The organism is Corynebacterium sp. KPL4015 (assembly GCF_040225725.1).
Lineage (GTDB): Bacteria > Actinomycetota > Actinomycetes > Mycobacteriales > Mycobacteriaceae > Corynebacterium > Corynebacterium rhinophilum.
In genome coordinates this window covers 1-19,596 of record NZ_JBEHGF010000027.1, presented here as the reverse complement: position 1 = coordinate 19,596, position 19,596 = coordinate 1, and the positions used below count along the sequence as shown (strand labels likewise).

Below are 19,596 nucleotides of genomic sequence, written 5' to 3'. Positions count from 1 at the left end.
CATGTCTCGCATCTTTCGTTCCGATGACGTGCAGGTAGGCGATCGCGTCGTGGCCCGGCGCGATTTTGGTGATGTGCACAGCGATGTCATTGGCCACGTCCTCAGCCTTAAGCCACTGGTCATCCGCCCGCAGCAGGTCGGCGGCTATCCCTCTGACCTCGAGGCCGTGGAGATCGCGCCTGAGCAGCTGAAAATTATCAAACGCCTCTCGCCGCGCATGGTGCGTAATTCCGATATTCGCGCCGTCGAATATGCCACCGCCCAGGCCTTTCCCGGCAAGGAGCACACGTGGACCTCGGACGGCTCCTGGCTCATGCGCGCCGGCGATGGCGTGACGGGCCGGTCCAATTCCGCCGTCCCACTCGGGCCCTCCGCGGGCTTTAACCCGGTCCCGCTGGCGGAAATCACGGAGTTCTACCGCCGCCACGATCTCCCGGTGCGCCTGCTCATCCCGGAGCGCATTGGCAAGCCCGCAGAGCGCCTGCTTGCCCATGCCACCTGGGAGACCGAACCCGAAATCCTCGTCATGGTCCTGCGCGATCTCGCAGACCTATCTGCCGAGGTCCCGGGCGCACACCCCAGCGGCGCGGAGCTCCGCATCGATGACCAGCCCGATGACGCGTGGCTGCAGATGTACCACTTCCGTGGCCAGGCGCTGCCTGCCCAGGCCTTGGAGTACCTGCGCGCCCGCATCGAGGGCACGATGGGCTTTGGGCGGCTCATTATTGGCGGCGAAACCGTTGCCATCACCCGCGGCACCATCACCGAATCCGGCGACGGCACCGCCTGGCTGGGATACTCCGCCGTGGAGGTAGCACCCGCGCATCGCCGCCAAGGTTTGGGTGCTCTCTTGGGCCAGCACATGCTGCGCTGGGGGCGCGACCAGGGCGCGCAGCACGCCTACCTCGATGTCCTAGCTTCTAATACCGCCGGCATTCGCCTGTACGAAAAGCTGGGGTTCATCGAGCAGCACCGCCAGATCTACGCCCGTCTGCGCGACTAGCCCCAGCTGGGTTAGTCCGCCTAGCCCGCCGGCCGCGGCCTGGACTAGTCCGGGCCATTGCCCGCGCGGTACTGTATTATCCATGCGCATCACCACGTGGAATATCAACTCCGTTCGCACCCGCATCCAGCGGGCGCTGGATCTTCTCCACACGCACGACATTGACGTGCTGTGCCTACAAGAGACCAAGGTCAAGGACGATAAATTCCCCCGCCAGGCCTTCGAGGATGCCGGGTACCATGTCACCTGCCATGGACTGAACCAGTGGAATGGCGTGGCCATCATTTCCAAGGAGGAACCGGAAGAAGTCTTTACCGGATTCCCCCACCAACCTGGTTTTTCCAAGGATCCTGAAAAGCCCCAGAACCGTGAAGCCCGGGCGCTTGGTGCGCGCATCCGCGGGGTAGAAATCTGGTCGCTGTATATTCCCAACGGCCGCGAAATTACGGACCGTCACTATGACTACAAGCTGGACTTTCTCTACCAGCTCTCCCGCTACGTCGCGGGGCGCGCCCAATCTAAGCTGCTTCTAACCGGCGATTTCAATATCGCCCCGCGCGATGAGGACGTATGGGATATCGAGGCCTTCCGCGGCAAGACGCACGTTACCGAACCCGAGCGCGCCGCCTTCCAGATGCTCGAGGAGGCCGGCCTCGAAGAGGTCACGCGGCGTTTTACCGAAGACCAGCGCTATACCTACTTTGATTACAAGGGGATGCGCTTTCACAAGAACGAGGGCATGCGCATCGATTTCCAGCTGGCCTCGCCGCCGCTGGCCAAACACGTCACCGGCGCGCGCGTAGACATGGAAGAACGCGCTGGCGAGAAGACCTCCGATCACTGCCCGCTCAATGCAGATTTCGATCTGCCCGATTTCGATTCCGTGCATTAAATGACCTGGTCGCTCGATCTCAGCTTCTGGCAGCTGCTCTTCCTCATCATTGATTATTCCATCAAGATCATCGCCGTGGGCTTCGTGCCAGAAGGCCGCCGGCCCTCCAATTCCACGGCATGGCTGCTGGCTATTTTGGTGCTACCCGTCATTGGCCTGCCGCTGTTTTTGCTCATGGGCTCGCCGTATATCAACCGGCGCCGCCACCGCATTCAGCAAGAGGCCAATGAACGTCTTGAAGATATTTCCGCCCGCACCCCGGATCATCCCAAGGACATCCTGTCGACGGAAGTGGAATCCGTCATCAAGCTCAACCGCGAGCTGACCGGCTTTCCGGCGCTCATTGGCCACAACTTGGGCCTGCATGCGGATTATAATGAATGCATTCGCTCCATCGCCGCGGCCGTGGACCGCGCCGAAAAATACGTTTCCATCGAGGTCTATATCCAATCCTGGGATGAGACCACGGATGTATTTTTCCAGGCCCTCGCCCGCGCCACCGCCCGCGGCGTCAAGGTTCGCCTTTTGCTGGATCAGATTGGCAGTTTTAAGTACAAGGGTTATTCCTCGCTGGGGGATAGGCTCACGGAAATCGGCGTGGATTGGCGCCTCATGCTGCCCATCCAGCTGCATAAGGGCCGCTTCCGCCGCCCAGATCTGCGCAACCACCGCAAGCTCGTCATCATCGATGGCGAGGTAGGTTTTATCGGTTCCATCAACCTGATCAAGCGCCAATATAAAACCAAGGACCGCTTCTGGATCGATTACATGGTGGAACTGTCTGGCCCCATCGTCACCGCCATGACCGCGGTCTTCGCGGTGGATTGGTACACCGAATCCGGCGAGAACCTCCCGCTAGATGAGCTGCCGTATGATGATGCCCAAACCGTCGATGCCAACTACCTGCAGATGATCCCATCCGGCCCCGGCTATACCACCGAGCCCAACCTGCGCATGTTTAACTCCCTAGTGCACCACGCCAAGCAGCGACTCGTGCTGTGCTCGCCGTATTTCGTGCCGGATGAATCGCTCTTAGAGGCCGTCACCACCGCCTGCTACCGCGGGGTGGACGTGGAGCTTTATGTCTCCGATACCGCGGACCAATTCATGGTCAACCACGCCCAGTCCTCGTATTACCAAGCGCTACTTGAGGCCGGGGTGCATATCTACCAATTCCCCTACCCCTACGTCTTGCACTCCAAGTTCATCATCACGGATCCGGATGACCAGGAGTTCAATCCGCTGTGCATGTTCGGCTCATCCAATATGGACCCGCGCTCCTTCGGTCTCAACTATGAGACCACCATGCTCGTGGCCAAAGGCGATCTCCTCGCCCAGTTCAACCAGCTCGCCGCCAATTACCGCGCGGTCTGCCACGAGCTCACCCTAGAGGAGTGGAACCAGCGCGGTTTTGTCCGCCGCTACGTCGATAACGTCATGCGGCTGACCTCGGCACTGCAATAAGCTTTGCTTGCCGATGCCCCAATAGTCCGCTCATAGGATATCTAAAACAAGCCTTCTGTTGTAGAGCCAAAGTAGAACATCCCGCGTTGAACCGCGCACGGCATTACCGCAGAGATGAGTTTGTAGTCCACTTAATTGACTCCGGATCGGCGTTAATTATTGGAACTAATTGCGAAAGATACGCCGAATTCTCCGCAGATTTCCCTCTTGTCTATTGCTTTTTACTGTAAAGCCTGATCCTAGATTTTGACATTGCCTATGCGCGAGAGCGTATCAAAAGCTTAGGGAATACAAGAGTGATCATATCGCTCCTATTCCGAAGAGGATTACAAAAGGAACTTCTTTAACGTCCAAAATTCTGTACGGCAAAAAGCTCACCATTCGCCCCAACGGCAATGCCCGTACCAACCGTTTTCGCTTCTGGATCTAGCAAAATCTTCCTGTGGCTGGGAGAATTCAGCCACATATTCACCAGCTTCGCATCTGCGAAATCATCCCATGCTTGAAGGACGTTTTCGCCACCGGCAGGAATACTATCCGGATAGGTTTCCCAGTGATTTGGCCGATGCTGCAAATCCCCTGTTCCCACCAAATGGTCGGCCCAGTCTTGAGCGATATTGTTTAACGCAGGGTTTTCTGTCACGGGATTTAAACCATGATCCGCCCTTGCTGCATTGACTTCGTTAACAATAGAGTGTGCACGGGCCCCATCGGGCTTCATGTGGCTAACTACTTCAGCAGCGTTACCCACAGGACCTTGTGCCTTAGCTGGAGGGGTAGTTGCGGCTACCCCACCTCCCACTAATGCTGCGTCCGCGATAGTCGGGGCTACAAACTTCTCAACAGAATCAGGAAGAATTTCGTCGGACACTTTTATCACTCCTTCAGATAAACTTGGCTAAATTGCTCTACACAATCTCTTTCCTTCTCTTCCCACCTTAACAAAAAAGAAAAATATTTTCAGCACATAGACAATATTTAAACTGCATTTCCGATAAAATAGAATTATATTTAAAGGCGTTCAGAGTTTAATTTGCGATATGCGCTCATCCATAGGGTCCTCAACCATTCTCCCACCTGGAAAGGCTGTTTTCTGAGGCAGCCATTAATCACCACTAATAAAAAATAACCGGCTGATCACAATCAGCCGGTTACCAGTCAGGTCTCAAACAACAGACCTACCCACACTGGACGAACCCGAATAACTTCGCCCGGAGGGTTCACAGATTAATTAAAGCTTCCTCTCTACAAACACGATATCCTCGCCTAAGCATCGCGCTTGTGCAGCACCAGCACGCCAAGGGCCCACAACACCGCGGCCCAGATGAAGAATACGATGCCGCTGCCTGCGGCCTCGGTCCACAGTGCGTTATCCACTGGGGTATTGAATAGCCAGTTCTGGAAAGCGGTAAAGGGCATGTAGCTACCAATCTTATCGCCTACCACCGGCATCATGCTGACGATTTGATCCACGCCCAAGTACAAAATAAGGCCCAGCGCCACAGAGCCCGCGGTCTGGCGAATGAGCATGCCGATGCCTTGGGCAAAGGCCACCAGGAGGCCCGCGGCCAGTGGGTACTTCCACAGCTGCTCGCGGCCGACTTCATCGTTCCAGGGGTCGAAGGTGGCGGAAATGGAGCTATCGGCAAACAGATCCGTAAGCAGGTACGCGCCCACCACACCAATGAAGGTCAGTACGGCCGCGATGACCGCGTATAAGACCAGCTTGGCCACGGCCACGCTCCAGCGCCGCGGGGAGGCCATGAAGGTAATGGACTGGGTGCCGAAGCGGTATTCCGTGGTCACCAGCATGATGGCCTGAATCATCAGCACCGGCAGGCCTAGGGTCCCCAAGAATACGATGGTGAACTCGGGACTAATAAGCTGGAAGCCCATATCAACGGCTTCCGGATCGAGTGGCTCCATAAACGCAGCGCTGACACCGGCCCAGCCCCAGGAAAATAGGAGAAATAGCGCGGTGGTCCACCAGAAGGAGCGGGTGGTGCGCAGCTTAATCCACTCGGATTTCAAGATATTCAACATGGCGGATTAAACCTCCTGCTCGTTGGGGCGGGCGAACCCACCGGACTGACCGGGCTGGCCTGCCTGGCCCGACTGACCTGCCTGCGCGCCCGAGGCACCAGGCGTGCCTGCGTGATACTGCACGGCATCGCCAGTGAGATCCATGAAGGCATCCTCCAGCGAAGCGCTTTTCAGGGTGAGCTCGTGCAGCGGCACCCCAGTGGAATAAGCCAGCTCGCCCACGAACTCGGGGGTCTGGTTGATGACCTCGAGCCGCGGGCGGCCCTCCTCGTCCTTCGATTCGGTAAAGGAAACGCCCTCCTTCTTTAGGGCTTCACCGAATTCCGGGAGGTGGTTCGAGCGCACATACACCAAGGACTGCGAGTGGCCGCGGACGAACTCGTGGGTGGGCTTATCCGCAACCATCTTCCCCTTGCCAATGACCACGAGGTGGTCAGCCGTCTGGGCCATCTCGGACAAGAGGTGGGAGGAAATCAAAATGGTGCGCCCTTCTGCAGCCAGCGCGCGCACGAGCTGGCGCACCCAACGGATGCCTTCTGGATCTAGGCCGTTGACTGGCTCATCCAGGATGAGGATTCCCGGATCGCCCAATAGGGCGCCCGCAAGGCCCAAGCGCTGGCCCATGCCGAGGGAAAAGCCGCCGGCTTTCTTACCGGCGACATCGGAAAGCCCCACCAGCCCCAGCACCTCATCAACGCGGGAGGCGGGAATGCCATTGGCCGCCGCCATCCACTTCAGGTGATTCGCGGCCGTGCGGTTGGGATGTACCGCCTTCGCATCCAAAAGCGCGCCCACCTCGCGCAGCGGGTGCTCCAAGTCGCGGTAGGGTTTGCCGTTTACGCGAATCTCGCCCGCCGTGGGCTCGTCCAAGCCCACGATCATCCGCATGGTGGTGGATTTGCCGGCACCATTGGGCCCCAAGAAGCCGGTGACCACACCGGGCTTTACCTGAAAGGTGAGATCCTCAACCGCGCGGACAGACCCGTAATCCTTAGTCAGTCCCTGTACTTCAATCATGAGCACTACAGTGCCATAATTTTGGATACTTTACCGGTACAGTTTTTCCACCCGCTGCCGCAGGGCGGGAAAGGCGTGGCGAAATGGCGCGATAAGCGGCAGGTTTTCCACCTCATCCAGGCCCACCCAGCGCAGCTCGTGCGATTCCTCGTTGGCGGTGGTGGGCAGACGCAGGCCGCTGCGGGTGCGCGCTAACACGGTGGTATAGGTCCATTCCCCCGGCAAATCCCCCGCGGGAGGATAGGGCCCGGCCGTTACCTGGGTGTCGAGCACCTCGACATCGGCAGGCGCGATGGCGCACTCCTCATGCGTTTCCCGCAGCGCGGCCTGGGTGGGTGTTTCTTGCAAGTCCCGCGCGCCGCCGGGAATCCCCCAGGTATTGCCGTTATTGGTCCACGCGGCACGGTGTTGCAGCAGCACCTCGCGACCGGCGACGAGGAAGAGGCCGGCGGCACCGAATTTTCCCCATACGCGAATGCCACTGGGGCCCGCCGCCCAGCCGTCTCCACTGTGAGGGTTATGCATATTTCCTATCCTAGCCACACACGCGGGTAAATGGTGGCGCCCAGCACACTGGGGGCGTTATTCTAAGTAAATGACTGAGCAGGCAGTGCGGGTAGAGTCAGAGCGCGATGAGGACGCTCACCCCAGCGATCACTGGCTGGATGAGGTTACCGCGCCCTCTCGCCCGGCCCTAAGCGGGCTCACCCACCGCGCCATGGAATGGTTCGCGGGCCCGGCGCGCCTGCTGCGGCGGTTTTATTACTTCGCCTCCACCACCCCGGGCAAGCTTTTTACCGTCACCCTGATCCTCACAGTGGCATTAGGAGCCGCCGGCTTGTCGATGTCCCAGTCTTCCGCCGCCCGCCACTCCGACCTCGACGAGCTGCTCAACACCACCGAGCCGATGTCCAATGCGGCCCACCACCTCTATAGCTCCCTATCGGTGGCAGATACCATCGCCACCACCGGATTCGTGCAGGCCGGCGTGGAATCAGAGGGCAACCGCGAGCGCTATAACGATGCCATCGACGCCGCCTCCATTGCCGCGACCGAATCCGTCCTGGGCACCACGCCTGACGATGCCCGCGTGCGCGACCTCGTCACCTTCATCCAGCGCGAGCTGCCCATTTATACCGCGATGATTGAAAAGGCGCGCTCGAACCACCGCGCCGGCAATGCCGTGGCTAACTCGTATATGTCCAATGCCTCCTCGCTCATGCGCGAGCACATCCTGCCTGCGGCCTCCGAGCTCTTCCAGCTGACCACCGCAAAGGTCAACCAAGAGCAGCAAAAGCTCACCTCACCGCAGTGGGTGCCGCTATCTGGCCTTTTAGCCGCGGTCTTCTTCCTCATCGTGGCGCAGTGGTGGCTGTGGCGCCAGACCCGCCGCCGGTTTAACCGCGGCTTTTTAACCGCAACGGTGCTGCTCTTCTTGGCCATTTTCTGGGTCGCGCTGTCTAATTTGGCCACCTGGTCCACCGGCCACCAGGGCTTTGAAACCGCCTCGCGCCCGTGGGATTCGCTGACGGCCTCGCGCATTGAGGCGCAGCAGGCGCGCACCTCAGAAACCCTCGCGCTGGTGCTGCGCTCCTCTGAGGAAGATACGCTCGAGCGCTTTTCCGGATCGGTAGATTCCATTGAAAAGGCGCTGGGGGATTATGAAAGCGCGCTGCATGATGATGACGTCGAGGTCAACGATCCCGAGCTCATCCACAGCGCCCGCGCCGCCACCGAAAAGTGGCAAGACTCGCACGAAAAACTCATGGAGGCGCTGAGCGAGGGCGACTACGATGAGGCGGTCTACCAGGCCACCATCACGGATCCTGAGGATGGCGAAACCACCGCCGCGCAGTCCTTTAATGAGCTCGATAGCGAGCTTTCGGAACTCATCGGCCAGGCGCGCATCGCCATGCGCACCTACTTGGAGCGCGGGCTAACCGCCATGACCGCGGTCTCCTCCGCCGTCTTCCTGCTCACCCTGTGCGCCATCTTCGCGGTGTGGCTGGGCATTCGTCCCCGACTGCAGGAGTACCTCTAATGCGCTACCGAGCACCCCTTACCGCCATCATTGCCACCTGCAGTGTCCTCGCGCTGGCCGGCTGCGATATTCGCTCCGCTCCCCCGCTGGAATCGCCCGAACAACAGGCACTCGATGCCAGCCCCGGACCGCCGCTGCCAGAGGGCTCCGCCATAGAAGAAGCCGGCAGCACCACACCTAAGAAGGAAGACGATACCGAACTCAAAGGCACCTACCGGCCGGATGGCAAAACGGCGAAGGAGCGGGTGCCGGACATCGTCAAGCGCGGGCGCCTTATCGTGGGCGTAGACCGCTCCAATAACCTGTTGAGCTACCGCGATGCCGCCTCCGGCGATGTCCGCGGCTTCGAGGTCGATATCGCCCACGAGATTGCCCGCGATATCTTCGGCGATCCCAATAAGGTGGATTTCCGCTTCGTCGAATCCTCCAACCGCACCGCGGCGCTGGATAATAGCACCGTCGATATCATCGTGCGCACCATGACCATTAGCCCCGAACGCGAGAAGGAAGTAGCCTTTTCCATTCCCTATATGACCACGCAGACCCGCATGCTGGTGCTTACCAGCTCTGGGATGAATTCCATCGATGATGCGGAAGACAAAAGGCTGTGCGGGGTGCGCGGTTCCACCGCGCTGGATACCATCCGCGAGCGCGCCCCCAAGTCCGATATCCTCATCACCCGCTCCTGGGGCGATTGCCTCATGGCGCTGCAGCTCAACCAGGCCGATGGCGTGGTGGTTGATGATGCCCTGCTTTCCGGCATGGCTGCGCAGGATTCCTATACCTCCATCGTGGGCGAGCCCCTAAAGACCGAGAATTACGGCGTTGCCGCGCGCCGCCCTAGTAAGGATCATGACACCCGCCCGCTGCTGCGCCAGGTCAATTCCACCTTGGAGCGCATCCGCCGCGACGGGACGTGGTCCGACATCTTTGATACGTGGCTCGGCGCTTACCTAGACGAGCCCACCCTGCCATCGGGTACATACATCGAGGAAGATAAGTCATGAAGCATAACCCGAATTTCAGCGAAGACGAGCTCGAATACCTAGAGCCCGAAAACCTCGATACCCAACGCCAATTCCGAAAGCCCACCAAGTCTTCTTACCGCGACGCTGACCACGGCCAAGAACCTGACCAAGACCGCAGCCAGGACCGCGATCTCGGCGCTGCCGACTCCCCTGACGCAGCCAGTACAGCCGACGCCGCCGACCCCGCTGGTCCGGATACCGCCGCTGCTGGCCCCAACGCTGCCAACCGCAGCACCGGCGCCGATACGGCTGCCACCACTCATAACGCTGGCAAGAGAAATAAAGGCACTAGCGAAGCTGACGTTGATACCGCCGCAGCGCAGGTTCCCGGCACGGCCCCTGCCGCTGCCTTCCCGAATACGGAGGCCACGGGTAGGCGTACAGCGGACGGCAGTACGACTGGCCCAAACGGTGCGGGCCCAAACGCTGCTGACCGGGCCACAGCGGGCCAGGGCGCCTCAGCTCAGGGCGCGCGGAACGGCAACGACGCCGATGAGAGCGACGATGACGGCGAAACCGGCGGAGTGGGCACGGCGGCCGTGGCGTATGACCCGTTCGCCAGCGAGCCCATCGAGCACCGGGAGGATCCGAGGACTTCGGCGGTAGCCTTCGATCCCTTCGCCGATGATGATGAAGACGACGATGGATCCATCGACCCGGATCACCTCTCCAGCCTGCTCGCGGACCTAGAGAATATCCGCGCCCAGCGCGAGAGCGAACGCGATGAAAAAACGGCCCAGGAAAAATCCTCGGAGCGTTCGCGCCGGCAGGCGATCGATACCTTCCGCGAGCGCCGCGGCACGCAGCGCACCGAGCGGCCGGTTGCTGATGGCATGGTGCGCCTGCCGTTTATCACCCCGGCCAATCCCACCGCTGCCCTCATCGATCCCTCAGAGAAGATCAAGGGCAAGAAGGTCCCGCCGCCGCAGCTGGAACCGGGCGATATGGTCGCGGAGCAATACGAAATCCTCGGCGTCATCGCCCACGGCGGCATGGGCTGGATTTACCTGGCCAATGACCATTACGTCTCCGGGCGCGTGGTCGTGCTCAAGGGCATGCAGGCGCAAAAGTCAGCCGATGAGACGGCCGCTGCCGAAGCCGAGCGCGAGTTTCTGGCAGACATTACCCACCCGGGCATCGTCAAGATTTTTAACTTCATCGACGATGACCGCGTGCCCGGTGGATTCATCGTCATGGAGTACGTGGGCGGGCCATCGCTAAGAAGCAGGCGCAATAAGCAGCCCAACGAGCTTTTGCCCGTTGACATTGCCATTGGCTATATCCTGGAAATCCTGCCGGCGCTGGAGTACCTGCACTCGCGCGGCGTGGTCTATAACGACCTGAAGCCGGATAACATCATCGTCACCGAGGACCAGGTCAAGCTCATTGACCTGGGTGCGGTCTCCGGCATCGGGGCCTTCGGGTTTATCTACGGTACCCAGGGCTTTCAGGCCCCGGAGGTCGCCTCCAGGGGTCCGTCCATCGCCAGCGATATCTATACCATCGGCCGCACCCTGGCCGCGCTGTGCCTCAAGCTGCCCAGCGAGGACGGCGTCTTCCTCCCCGGCATCCCCAACCCGTCCAAGGAGCCGGAACTGCGCCGCTTCCTTTCCCTCTACCGCCTGCTGCTGCGCGCCACCCACCGCGATCCGCAGCGCCGGTTTAGTTCCATCAAGGAGCTGCGCACCCAGCTCTACGGCGTGCTGCGCGAGGTCCTTGCCATCCGTGACGGCCGTCAGTACCCCTCCCAGCACTCGCTCTTCTCGCCGCAACGTACCACCTTTGGCACGAAGCACCTGGTCTTTCGCACGGATCAGCTTATCGATGGCATCGATCGCACCATCCAAATCACCGCCCCTGAGGTCGTCTCCGCCTTGCCGACGCCCCTGGTAGACCGCGATGATGTCGGCGCCAGCCTGCTGCAAGGTACCTCGTATGCCGAGCCGCAGGAAGCACTTGAGACCCTGCGCCAGGCCATGCGCACCCCGGAATACGAGCATTCCGCCGAGATTCCCCTCGGCGTGGTGCGCTCCATGATTGACCTGGGTTATACCGACGAGGCGCGCCAGTGGTTGGGCTCCATCGAGGACCGCCTGGGCCGGGACTGGCGCTACCAGTGGTACGCCGGCATTACGGAGCTCTTGCACGATGATTACGTCGATGCCCAGGAGTACTTCGCCACCGTTTTGGACTTATTGCCCGGCGAGGCCGCCCCGAAGCTCGCCATCGCTGCCATCAATGAGCTCATCCTGCAGCAGATTGATTACAGTGAAACACCGCTTATCGATGCCACCGTAGCCCGTGCCTGCTCCAATCTCTACACCACCCTGGCGGATCTCCCCTCTTCCGCCTTTGAGGGCCAGCCGGAAATCTGGTCGCACGTCACCCAAGACCCAAGCGCACTGCGGTTTAATTCCATGCGCCTATACGGCATCGTCTGGGCCACCAACCCCACAACGGTGTCCTCCGCCTTTGGGCTCGCACGCCAATTGCGCGCGGAGGGGCAGGTGGAGCTATCCGTAGCCACCTTGGATAAGGTACCCAATGCCTCGCGGCACTTCCGCATGGCGCTTCTGACCACCGTGCTGCAGCTCATCGTGCATGATTTATCTGAATCGCGCATTCGCCGCGCTGCCCGACGCCTCGAAGAAGTCCCCACCAACGAGCCGCGCTTCCTCCAAATCAAGATCGCCGTTATCTCCGCGGGCCTTAACTTCCTGCGCAACGCCGATCTCGCGCGGGCGTCCTCGCCCAATGATCTCTTCGAGTACGCCTTTACCCAGCGCGGCCTGCGCACCGGCCTTGCCGAGACCCTGCGGGCTCTTGCCCGCCAGGCCCCGTTTAGCCGCCACCGCTACGCGCTGGTGGACTTGGCCAACCAAGTCCGGCCCATCACCACTTTCTAGCGGCTACTTAGATGGCCTACTTAAATAGGCCTTCCTCGCGCGCCTTGGCTGCGACGTCTGCAGACTTCTGCGCGATGGCCAGCTCCTCATTGGTGGGAACCACCAAGACCTTGACTGGGGAATCATCGGTGGAGATGACCCGCGGCTCATCGGAGCGGACGAGGTTGCGCTCTTTATCAAAGTCGATGCCGTACATATCCAGGTTGTACAGCGCGTCCTGGCGCACCTCGGTGTCGTTTTCGCCCACACCGGCGGTGAAGGTAATCGCGTCCACGCGGCCCAGAGCAATCATGTAGGAACCGATGAAGCGGCGCAGCTGGTGGATGTAGATGTTATACGCCAGCCATGCGTCTTCATTGCCATTATCGATGTGCTCGCGCAGCGTACGGAAGTCATTCACGCCCGCGATGCCCTTGACGCCGGATTGCTTATTAAGCAGGTTATCGATCTCGTCGATGCTCATGCCCGCCTGGCGCACCAGGTGGAAGATGATGCCGGGATCGATATCACCGGTACGCGTACCCATGGCGAGGCCAGCCAGCGGGGTAAGGCCCATCGAGGTATCGATGGCACGGCCATTGCGGATGGCCGCCGCAGAGGCACCATTGCCCAGGTGCAGCGTGATCTGGTGGGTATGCTCCGGATCGCGGTCCAAAATCTTCGGCACCTGCTGGGAGACGAACTCGTGGGAGGTGCCGTGGAAACCGTAGCGGCGGATATCGTATTTGGAGGCGACGTCGCTATTGATGGCATAAAGCGCTGCGGCCGGCGGCAGGGTATTAAAGAATGCGGTATCGAAGACCGCCACGTGCGGAATATCTGGCAGGATCTTGCGCGCCACGCGGATACCGTCCAGGTTCGCCGGGTTGTGCAGCGGGGCCAACGGGATGAGGTCCTCGATCATCGATTCAATTTGATCCTCGATGAGCTGCGGCTCCGAGAAGAGGCGGCCGCCGTGCACGACGCGGTGGCCCACGGCGATGATATCGACATCCTTCGGGCCCACCTGATGATCATCCATCAGGTCAAAGGCGCGTTTTAGGCCGAAGGAGTGATCGGGAACTTCTAATTCTTCGGTGACCTTTTCCCCGTCGACATTGACGGTAATGGCGCCGCTCGGCTCGCCAACCTGTTCCACCAGGCCAGAGACGAGTGGATCATCGGTGGCACTAGCGGTTGGGTCCACCAGCTGAAACTTGATGGACGAAGATCCCGAGTTAAGGACCAGTACGTATGACATTTATTTCTCTCCAGCCTGGATAGCGGTAATGGCAACGGTATTGATGATGTCTGGAACGGTAGCGCCGCGGGACAGATCGTTGACCGGCTTGTTCAGGCCCTGCAGGATGGGGCCCACGGCTAAGGCGCCGCCGGTGCGCTGCGCGGTCTTATAGCCAATATTGCCGGCATCCAGGTCGGGGAAGACGAAGACATTGGCCTTACCCGCGACATCAGAATCCGGCATCTTCTTCGCGGCAACGCCAGGATCGCAGGCGGCGTCGAACTGCAGCGGGCCATCCACCTTCACCGAGGAGTCCAGCTTCTTGGCGGCCTCGACGGCCTCGATAGCGCGCTCGACATCCGGGCCGGTGCCGGAAGCGCCGGTGGAGTAGGACAGCATGGCCACGCGCGGATCGATGCCGAACTGGGACGCGGTTTGCGCGGAAACCACGGCAATCTCGCCCAGCTGTTCCGCAGTCGGATTCGGGTTCACGGCGCAGTCGCCGAAGGCCCACAGGCGCCCGCGCATGACCATCAGGAAGATGGAGGAGACCACCGAAGCATTCGGCTTGGTCTTGATGATCTGGAAGGACGGCTTAATGGTGTGGGCGGTGGTGTGGGCGGCGCCGGATACCATGCCATCAGCAAGCCCTTTGTGCACCATCATGGTGCCGAAGTAGGAGATGTCCTGCATGGTCTCGCGGGCCTGCTCTAGGGTCACGCCCTTCTTCTTGCGCAGTTCCGCGAAATCGGCGGCGAATTCCTCCGCAAGCGACGATTCCAGGTGGTCGATGATATCGGCACCCGAGACATCCAGACCCAGCTCCTTGGCGCGGGCCTGGATATCGGATTCCTTGCCCAGGATGGTCAGCCGGGCAACCTCATCGCGGAGCAAAGCATCGGCAGCTTCAAGGATGCGGTCGTCATCGCCCTCGGGCAAGACGATGTGTGATCCAGCCGACTTGGCTTGGTCGATGAGTTGCTTCTGGAAGAGGTCCGCGGACATGACGGGTGTGGCCTCCTCTGCGGCGCTCAACGCACCGGGCACGGCCTCCAAGTCGGTGAAAACGCCTGCGACGGTGGCGCCCAGGGACTCGGCCTTGCGCTGTGCCAGCTCCGCGGCGCGCTCTGGGGCGCCGGAGATAATGACCAGCGGCAAGCCCAGCGCGGCGGCGACCTCCGCGTCGAAGGAGATCTCGCCGGTGCCTTGGACCAGGAGGGCATCGGCAGTAGCGGTGGGCGCGTTGGCCAATACATCCGCCACGGTGGGGTCGAAATCTTCTAAGCGGAGCAGTTCAGCGCCAAGGCTATCCGCCAAGGCAGGAATATCGAGGCCGTCGAAGCCGCGGCCGATGGAGCTTAACACTGTGGACTGGGATGCAGACATGCGGATTACCTTTCCTTTGCCGTCACGGGAACACTTGGAACACGCGCCGTAACATTATGCCGTACATCACAGTTACTAGCACGTGGTGACGTCTCCACTGTACGTGAACCACCCCCTCCCCCGCCCTTCCGCAACCTCCTAAACTGGGGGTAGATAACTCAGAGCAGTGTGGCATTTATCGCACTGCCACCGCGTAGAATGTGAGAAAACCTAAAGAAAGGACACCCTAAACAGATGACTAGCCCCATGCGTGTCGCCGTGGTCGGCTCCGGACCGGCCGGCATTTACGCCTCTGACCTCCTCGTAAAGTCCGATGTGGACGTGCAGATCGATCTCTTTGAAAAGATGCCTGCGCCCTTTGGCTTGATTCGCTACGGCGTCGCCCCGGATCACCCTCGCATTAAGGGCATCGTGCAGTCGCTGCACAACGTCATGGAAAAGGAAGAAATCCGCTTCCTGGGCAATATCGAAGTGGGCAAGGACATCACCGTCGAAGAGATGCGCGAGTACTACGACGCCATCATCTTCGCCACCGGCGCCACCGCCGATAAGGAAATGGGCATCCCCGGCGAGGACCTCGAGGGTAACTACGGCGCCGGCGAATTCGTGGGCTTTTATGACGGCAACCCCAACTTCGAGCGCGATTGGGACCTATCCGCGGAGTCCGTCGCCGTCGTGGGCGTGGGCAACGTCTCGCTCGACGTATCCCGCATCTTGGCCAAGACCGCAGATGAGCTGCTGGTGACGGAGATCCCGGACAACGTCTACTCTTCCCTGAAGGAAAACCGCGCCAAGGAGGTCCACGTCTTTGGCCGCCGCGGCCCGGCGCAGGCCAAGTACACGCCGAAGGAGCTCAAGGAGCTCGATGAGTCCCCCACCATCGAGGTCATCGTGGACCCAGAGGACATCATCTACGACGAGGCATCAGAAGAAGCTCGTCGCGCCGCCAAGTCCACCGACTTGGTCTGCCAGACCCTAGAGTCCTACGCCATACGCGAGCCTGGCGATGCCCCACACAAGCTCTACATCCACTTCTTCGAGTCCCCAGTAGAGGTGCTTGGCGATGACGGCCACGTCACCGCCATCAAAACCGAGCGCACCCAGCTCAATGGCGATGGCTCCGTGAGCGGCACCGGCAAGTTCACCGAGTGGCCGGTGCAATCGGTCTACCGCGCTGTGGGCTACCACCCGCAGTCCGTCGAGGGCATTCCCTTCAACGACGACTCGGCCACCATGCCCAACGACGGCGGCCACGTGCTTGCCGATGTCGACGGCAAAAAGCTGCCCGGTCTCTACACCACCGGTTGGATCAAGCGCGGTCCAGTGGGCTTGATTGGCAATACTAAATCCGATGCCAAGGACACCACCGGCATGCTGCTAGAGGATTACAAGGCAGGCGAGCTCGAATCCGCCACCAAGCGCGATCCGCAGGAAATTCTCGATCTGCTCAGCAGCCGCGATATCGCCGTCACTACCTGGGACGGCTGGCACCGCCTCAACTCCGCCGAGCAGGCCGCCGGCGAGCCGCACGGCCGCGAGCGCATCAAGATCGTCGAGTGGGACGAGATGGTCAAGCACGCCGGCCCGCAGCGCTAACCAGCGCTGCGCCGCGGGGCTGGCCGGCGCTGCGCTAGTCGGTATCGTCCACCCCTGAGGTCAGCTTGGGGTCGAGTTCAACCCCACCCTCATATTCAATGACCTCAATATCGGGCATATTGTCCGCTTGCGGGTCGATACCGCGCGCACCGCCCTGCGCGAGCAAGCCAGGAGTCGAGGTCACGCTCACCTTATGCGCCGCCAATGCGGCGCGGTCGCGGGCCTCTTCCACCGTTTCCGCCGTCGTGGTCACAAGCCCCATGCGCCGCCCCTTATAGGCATCGGGCTTACCAAAGAGCTTCACGTCCGTCTCGGCGTAGTGGAGGGCGGAGGCGATGCCGGTAAAGGCGACATCGGCAAGCGGCTCCTGCGCGTGCAAGAACATGCTGGCGCCTGGGGTTATCAACGTAGCATCGATTGGATAGCCCAGAATAGCGCGGGCGTGCAGATCGAACTGGGAAAAGCGCTGCGTATAGGCAGTAAGCATCGCCGTATCCGAAGGCCGCGGGGAGACCGAGGAAAAGTAAACATCATCGCCGGCGACGAAAAGCTCCACGCCGTACACGCCGCGCCCGCCCAACTCATTGGAGATGCGCGCCGCAACCGACCGCGCGTTCTCCAGCGCAATCTCGCTCATGCCGGTAGGCTGCCACTCCTCAATCAGATCGCCCTTCTCGTGGCGGTGACCAATGGGCTCGCTAAACCACGTGGCCAGCTTGCCCGTGGCCGGATCGATGGACCGGATGGCCAGCAGCGTGACCTCAAGGTCAAAATCCACGAAGCGCTCCGCCACCACGCGCTGCGAATCCGAGGACACGCGGCGCACCGTCTCCCACGCCTCGCGCACGTCTTCCACATCCCGCGCTAGCATGTGCCCCTTGCCCGAGGTGGACACGTCCGGCTTCACGATGCACGGAAACCCCAGCTCCGTTGCCGCTTCTTCCAGCTCCTCAACCGAGGTGGCAAAACGGTAGGCCGAGGTCGGCAGCCCAATATCCTCTGCCACCGCGCGCACCCGCTCGCGGTCCTGCGTGAGGGCGCAGGCGCGCGCCGTAGGCACGACGACGGCGTCGCTGGACTGCTCCACCTGCTCCAGGGCCTCCACCGCAACGACTTCGACCTCCGGCACCACGTAGTGCGGCTGAATCTGCTGCACCAAATCCGATACCTGCGCGGCATCAGTAATATCCGCGACATAGCTATAGTGCGCAACCTGGTGCGCCGGCGCCCCCTGGTACTTATCCACCGCGTGCACCTCAAGGCCCAAGGACTGGAAGGAAATAGCCAGCTGCTTTCCCAACTCGCCCGCGCCGAGCAGCAATACCTTCGTGGCATTGCCCGTCAGCGGCGTGCCGATATGACCGGCGATTTTGCCTGGAATATCCATGACTTTGCTCCTTTGATTCCGCTCCGAGCAGCAGATACTTCCCCAAATTATTTCATAGATACCCGCCGCAGCCTGGACGCACATGCGTGAAGTGCATAAACGCAGGCGCCCGGCCAAGGATTTTCATCCTCGAACCGGGCGCTCGTTGGGCTCTAGAGCGGACCGCTAGGCCTGGGGTGCCTCTGGTGGAACCGGGGCATCGACTGGCTCTGCCACGGTAATGATGTTGTCCTCATACCCCAGCGCACCGCCGACGAACTTGCCGCCGCAGGTGATAAGGACCAGGCGGTTGGTACCGTCCGTGTCATTAACCACGTCCGGGAAATCCCCACCCTTGGGCAGGCGGTACGGCTTTTCCGTCACGCGGAAGGTGCGCTCCTGACCATCGATGACCACGGTGAATTCCTGGTTTTCCTGCAACCGGGTGAATTTCTCCGCGTAGCCGGTGCCTTGGCCCTGGTAATTCACGTGGCCGGTGATGACACTGGAGCCGACATTGCCGGCATCGCCAGGCACGGCCGAGGCGGAGTACCAGCCCAAGCGGGAGACATCGTGTGGCGGCAGCAGCACGCCTTGGTCCGTCACCTGCACCGGGTCCACGGCGGCGTACTCGCCGTCGATGCCCACGGACATGCCTTCAAAGCCCTGGAATTGGCCCGGGGCCGGCTCGAATTCGTGCTCCTGCGCACCGGAATCATCGACGTAGGCATCACCCTTATCTTCCTCCGGGGCGTCTACGGCCGAGACGCTTTCCGATGCCCCCTCACTAGCCTCATCCTCTTCCCCACCGGTGGTGAGGTAGAGCGCCAGCTGGATCAACACCAGAATTACGGCCACTACCAGCACGATAAAGCCGATCTTCTTACCCCGGCTTACGGGTTCCTCGCGGCCTGTCTCCTCAGACATTGCCCAATCTCCTCATTGTGGTCTTCTCGATGGTTCATCAGATGGGTTGCCCCCTCCAGCGTGTGCGGTGACACCCTGAAGGGGGACATCTTATGCCCAGGCGCTATGGCCTGTTACCTGACCAGTACGCTCACACTACTTAATGTAGTCCTGCATACCTGGGTCAAGCTCGGTAGCACCGGACGGTACGGACTTGATCTCCGTACGTCCTGCGTCGGACGGTAGCGGTTTACCAGTCTTTCCAGGCTCTTGGCCCATAACCTCGACCGGACGATCGTCCTTGTCAGTGCCCTGGTCAACCTTATCCGGCGTATCTTGGCCCTTCACCTCGGTGGGGCGAGGCTCTTCGCTGGAGTTCTGGTCAACCTTATCCGGCGTATCCTGACCCTTCACCTCAGTGCTTGGGTGCTCACCGTGGCCCTCGGTGTCCTTCTCAGGACGATCCTTCGGCTTGTCGTGATCATGGTGGCCGAAGATAATCTTGCCCAGGCCGATTCCCAAGCCAATGCCCGGAATCAGGATGGCCCACTTAGGAATCTTGCCCTTAGACGGCTTGCCTGGGACATCGGAGTCATCAGAGGTTACGGTCTGATCCTCATCATTGATGTCCTTGTGCTCAGCAACCTTATTCGGCTTCTCAGCATCCGGAGTGTCCTCACCCTTGGCGTCAACCTCAGTAGAAGTCAACTCCTCAAAGGCAACCGC

15 protein-coding genes and 1 pseudogene are annotated in these 19,596 nt (G+C 60.7%); 7 read left to right on the top strand and 9 right to left on the bottom strand.

Annotated elements, in window-relative coordinates:
- Position 1 precedes the first annotated feature (1 nt).
- The 3 genes from ABRP64_RS09730 to ABRP64_RS09720 all read left to right on the top strand — a co-directional run bounded on the left by ABRP64_RS09730 (position 2) and on the right by ABRP64_RS09720 (position 3,359).
- Positions 2-1,003 carry an N-acetylglutamate synthase, CG3035 family gene (locus tag ABRP64_RS09730; RefSeq protein ID WP_349839368.1) on the top strand — a complete coding sequence of 334 codons (1,002 nt, stop codon included), beginning with the start codon at positions 2-4 and terminating at the stop codon, positions 1,001-1,003.
- A gap of 82 nt (positions 1,004-1,085) precedes the next feature.
- Positions 1,086-1,895 (top strand): exodeoxyribonuclease III, encoded by an 810-nt coding sequence (locus ABRP64_RS09725; protein ID WP_349866305.1) that lies wholly within the window; start codon positions 1,086-1,088, stop codon positions 1,893-1,895.
- Positions 1,896-3,359 (top strand): phospholipase D-like domain-containing protein, encoded by a 1,464-nt coding sequence (locus tag ABRP64_RS09720; RefSeq protein ID WP_349839365.1) that lies wholly within the window; start codon positions 1,896-1,898, stop codon positions 3,357-3,359.
- Between the two features lie 343 nt (positions 3,360-3,702).
- On the opposite strand, the gene ABRP64_RS09715 is transcribed toward ABRP64_RS09720, so the two are convergent.
- The 4 genes from ABRP64_RS09715 to ABRP64_RS09700 form a co-directional block, all read right to left on the bottom strand.
- A complete protein-coding gene (locus tag ABRP64_RS09715; protein ID WP_349866303.1) occupies positions 3,703-4,230 on the bottom strand; it encodes a CAP domain-containing protein in 528 nt (175 codons plus the stop codon).
- Between the two features lie 395 nt (positions 4,231-4,625).
- Positions 4,626-5,402, bottom strand: coding sequence for an ABC-2 transporter permease family protein (locus ABRP64_RS09710; protein WP_284783064.1), 777 nt, complete (start codon positions 5,400-5,402; stop codon positions 4,626-4,628).
- 6 nt (positions 5,403-5,408) lie between these two features.
- Positions 5,409-6,419 (bottom strand): ABC transporter ATP-binding protein, encoded by a 1,011-nt coding sequence (locus ABRP64_RS09705; protein WP_284770452.1) that lies wholly within the window; start codon positions 6,417-6,419, stop codon positions 5,409-5,411.
- 30 nt (positions 6,420-6,449) lie between these two features.
- The gene (locus tag ABRP64_RS09700) at positions 6,450-6,944 is read right to left on the bottom strand and encodes an NUDIX domain-containing protein (protein ID WP_284783070.1); all 495 of its coding nucleotides are present in this window, start codon (positions 6,942-6,944) and stop codon (positions 6,450-6,452) included.
- Positions 6,945-7,014: 70 nt separating this feature from the next.
- Between ABRP64_RS09700 and ABRP64_RS09695 the strand changes: the two genes are divergently transcribed.
- From ABRP64_RS09695 to ABRP64_RS09685, 3 genes are read left to right on the top strand one after another with little or no spacing between them, the layout of a single operon-like run.
- Positions 7,015-8,460, top strand: coding sequence for a GlnX family signal transduction membrane protein (locus tag ABRP64_RS09695; protein WP_284783071.1), 1,446 nt, complete (start codon positions 7,015-7,017; stop codon positions 8,458-8,460).
- On the top strand, positions 8,460-9,467 hold the full coding sequence (locus ABRP64_RS09690) for a glutamate ABC transporter substrate-binding protein (RefSeq protein WP_284770449.1): 1,008 nt from the start codon (positions 8,460-8,462) through the stop codon (positions 9,465-9,467). Before ABRP64_RS09695 ends, ABRP64_RS09690 begins: the two co-directional genes overlap by 1 nt.
- A complete protein-coding gene (locus tag ABRP64_RS09685) occupies positions 9,464-12,394 on the top strand; it encodes a serine/threonine protein kinase (RefSeq protein ID WP_349866300.1) in 2,931 nt (976 codons plus the stop codon). The genes ABRP64_RS09690 and ABRP64_RS09685 overlap by 4 nt, the downstream gene beginning before the upstream one ends.
- A gap of 16 nt (positions 12,395-12,410) precedes the next feature.
- On the opposite strand, the gene ABRP64_RS09680 is transcribed toward ABRP64_RS09685, so the two are convergent.
- On the bottom strand, positions 12,411-13,634 hold the full coding sequence (locus tag ABRP64_RS09680) for an acetate kinase (RefSeq protein WP_284852380.1): 1,224 nt from the start codon (positions 13,632-13,634) through the stop codon (positions 12,411-12,413).
- Positions 13,635-15,002 carry a phosphate acetyltransferase gene (gene pta / locus ABRP64_RS09675; protein ID WP_296090878.1) on the bottom strand — a complete coding sequence of 456 codons (1,368 nt, stop codon included), beginning with the start codon at positions 15,000-15,002 and terminating at the stop codon, positions 13,635-13,637. It abuts the gene before it with no gap.
- Positions 15,003-15,236: 234 nt separating this feature from the next.
- On the opposite strand from pta, the gene ABRP64_RS09670 reads away from it, so the two are divergent.
- Positions 15,237-16,598: an FAD-dependent oxidoreductase gene (locus tag ABRP64_RS09670; RefSeq protein WP_349866297.1), complete on the top strand. Its 1,362-nt coding sequence runs from the start codon at positions 15,237-15,239 to the stop codon at positions 16,596-16,598.
- Positions 16,599-16,632: 34 nt separating this feature from the next.
- On the opposite strand, the gene purT is transcribed toward ABRP64_RS09670, so the two are convergent.
- From purT to ABRP64_RS09655, 3 genes and pseudogenes are all read right to left on the bottom strand, one after another.
- Positions 16,633-17,985: a formate-dependent phosphoribosylglycinamide formyltransferase gene (purT, locus tag ABRP64_RS09665; RefSeq protein ID WP_349866295.1), complete on the bottom strand. Its 1,353-nt coding sequence runs from the start codon at positions 17,983-17,985 to the stop codon at positions 16,633-16,635.
- A 165-nt stretch (positions 17,986-18,150) separates the two neighbouring features.
- Complete coding sequence (locus tag ABRP64_RS09660) at positions 18,151-18,891, bottom strand: class F sortase (RefSeq protein WP_337886915.1); 741 nt, start codon at positions 18,889-18,891, stop codon at positions 18,151-18,153.
- A gap of 135 nt (positions 18,892-19,026) precedes the next feature.
- Positions 19,027-19,596: pseudogene (locus ABRP64_RS09655) on the bottom strand (VaFE repeat-containing surface-anchored protein); the annotation flags it as partial.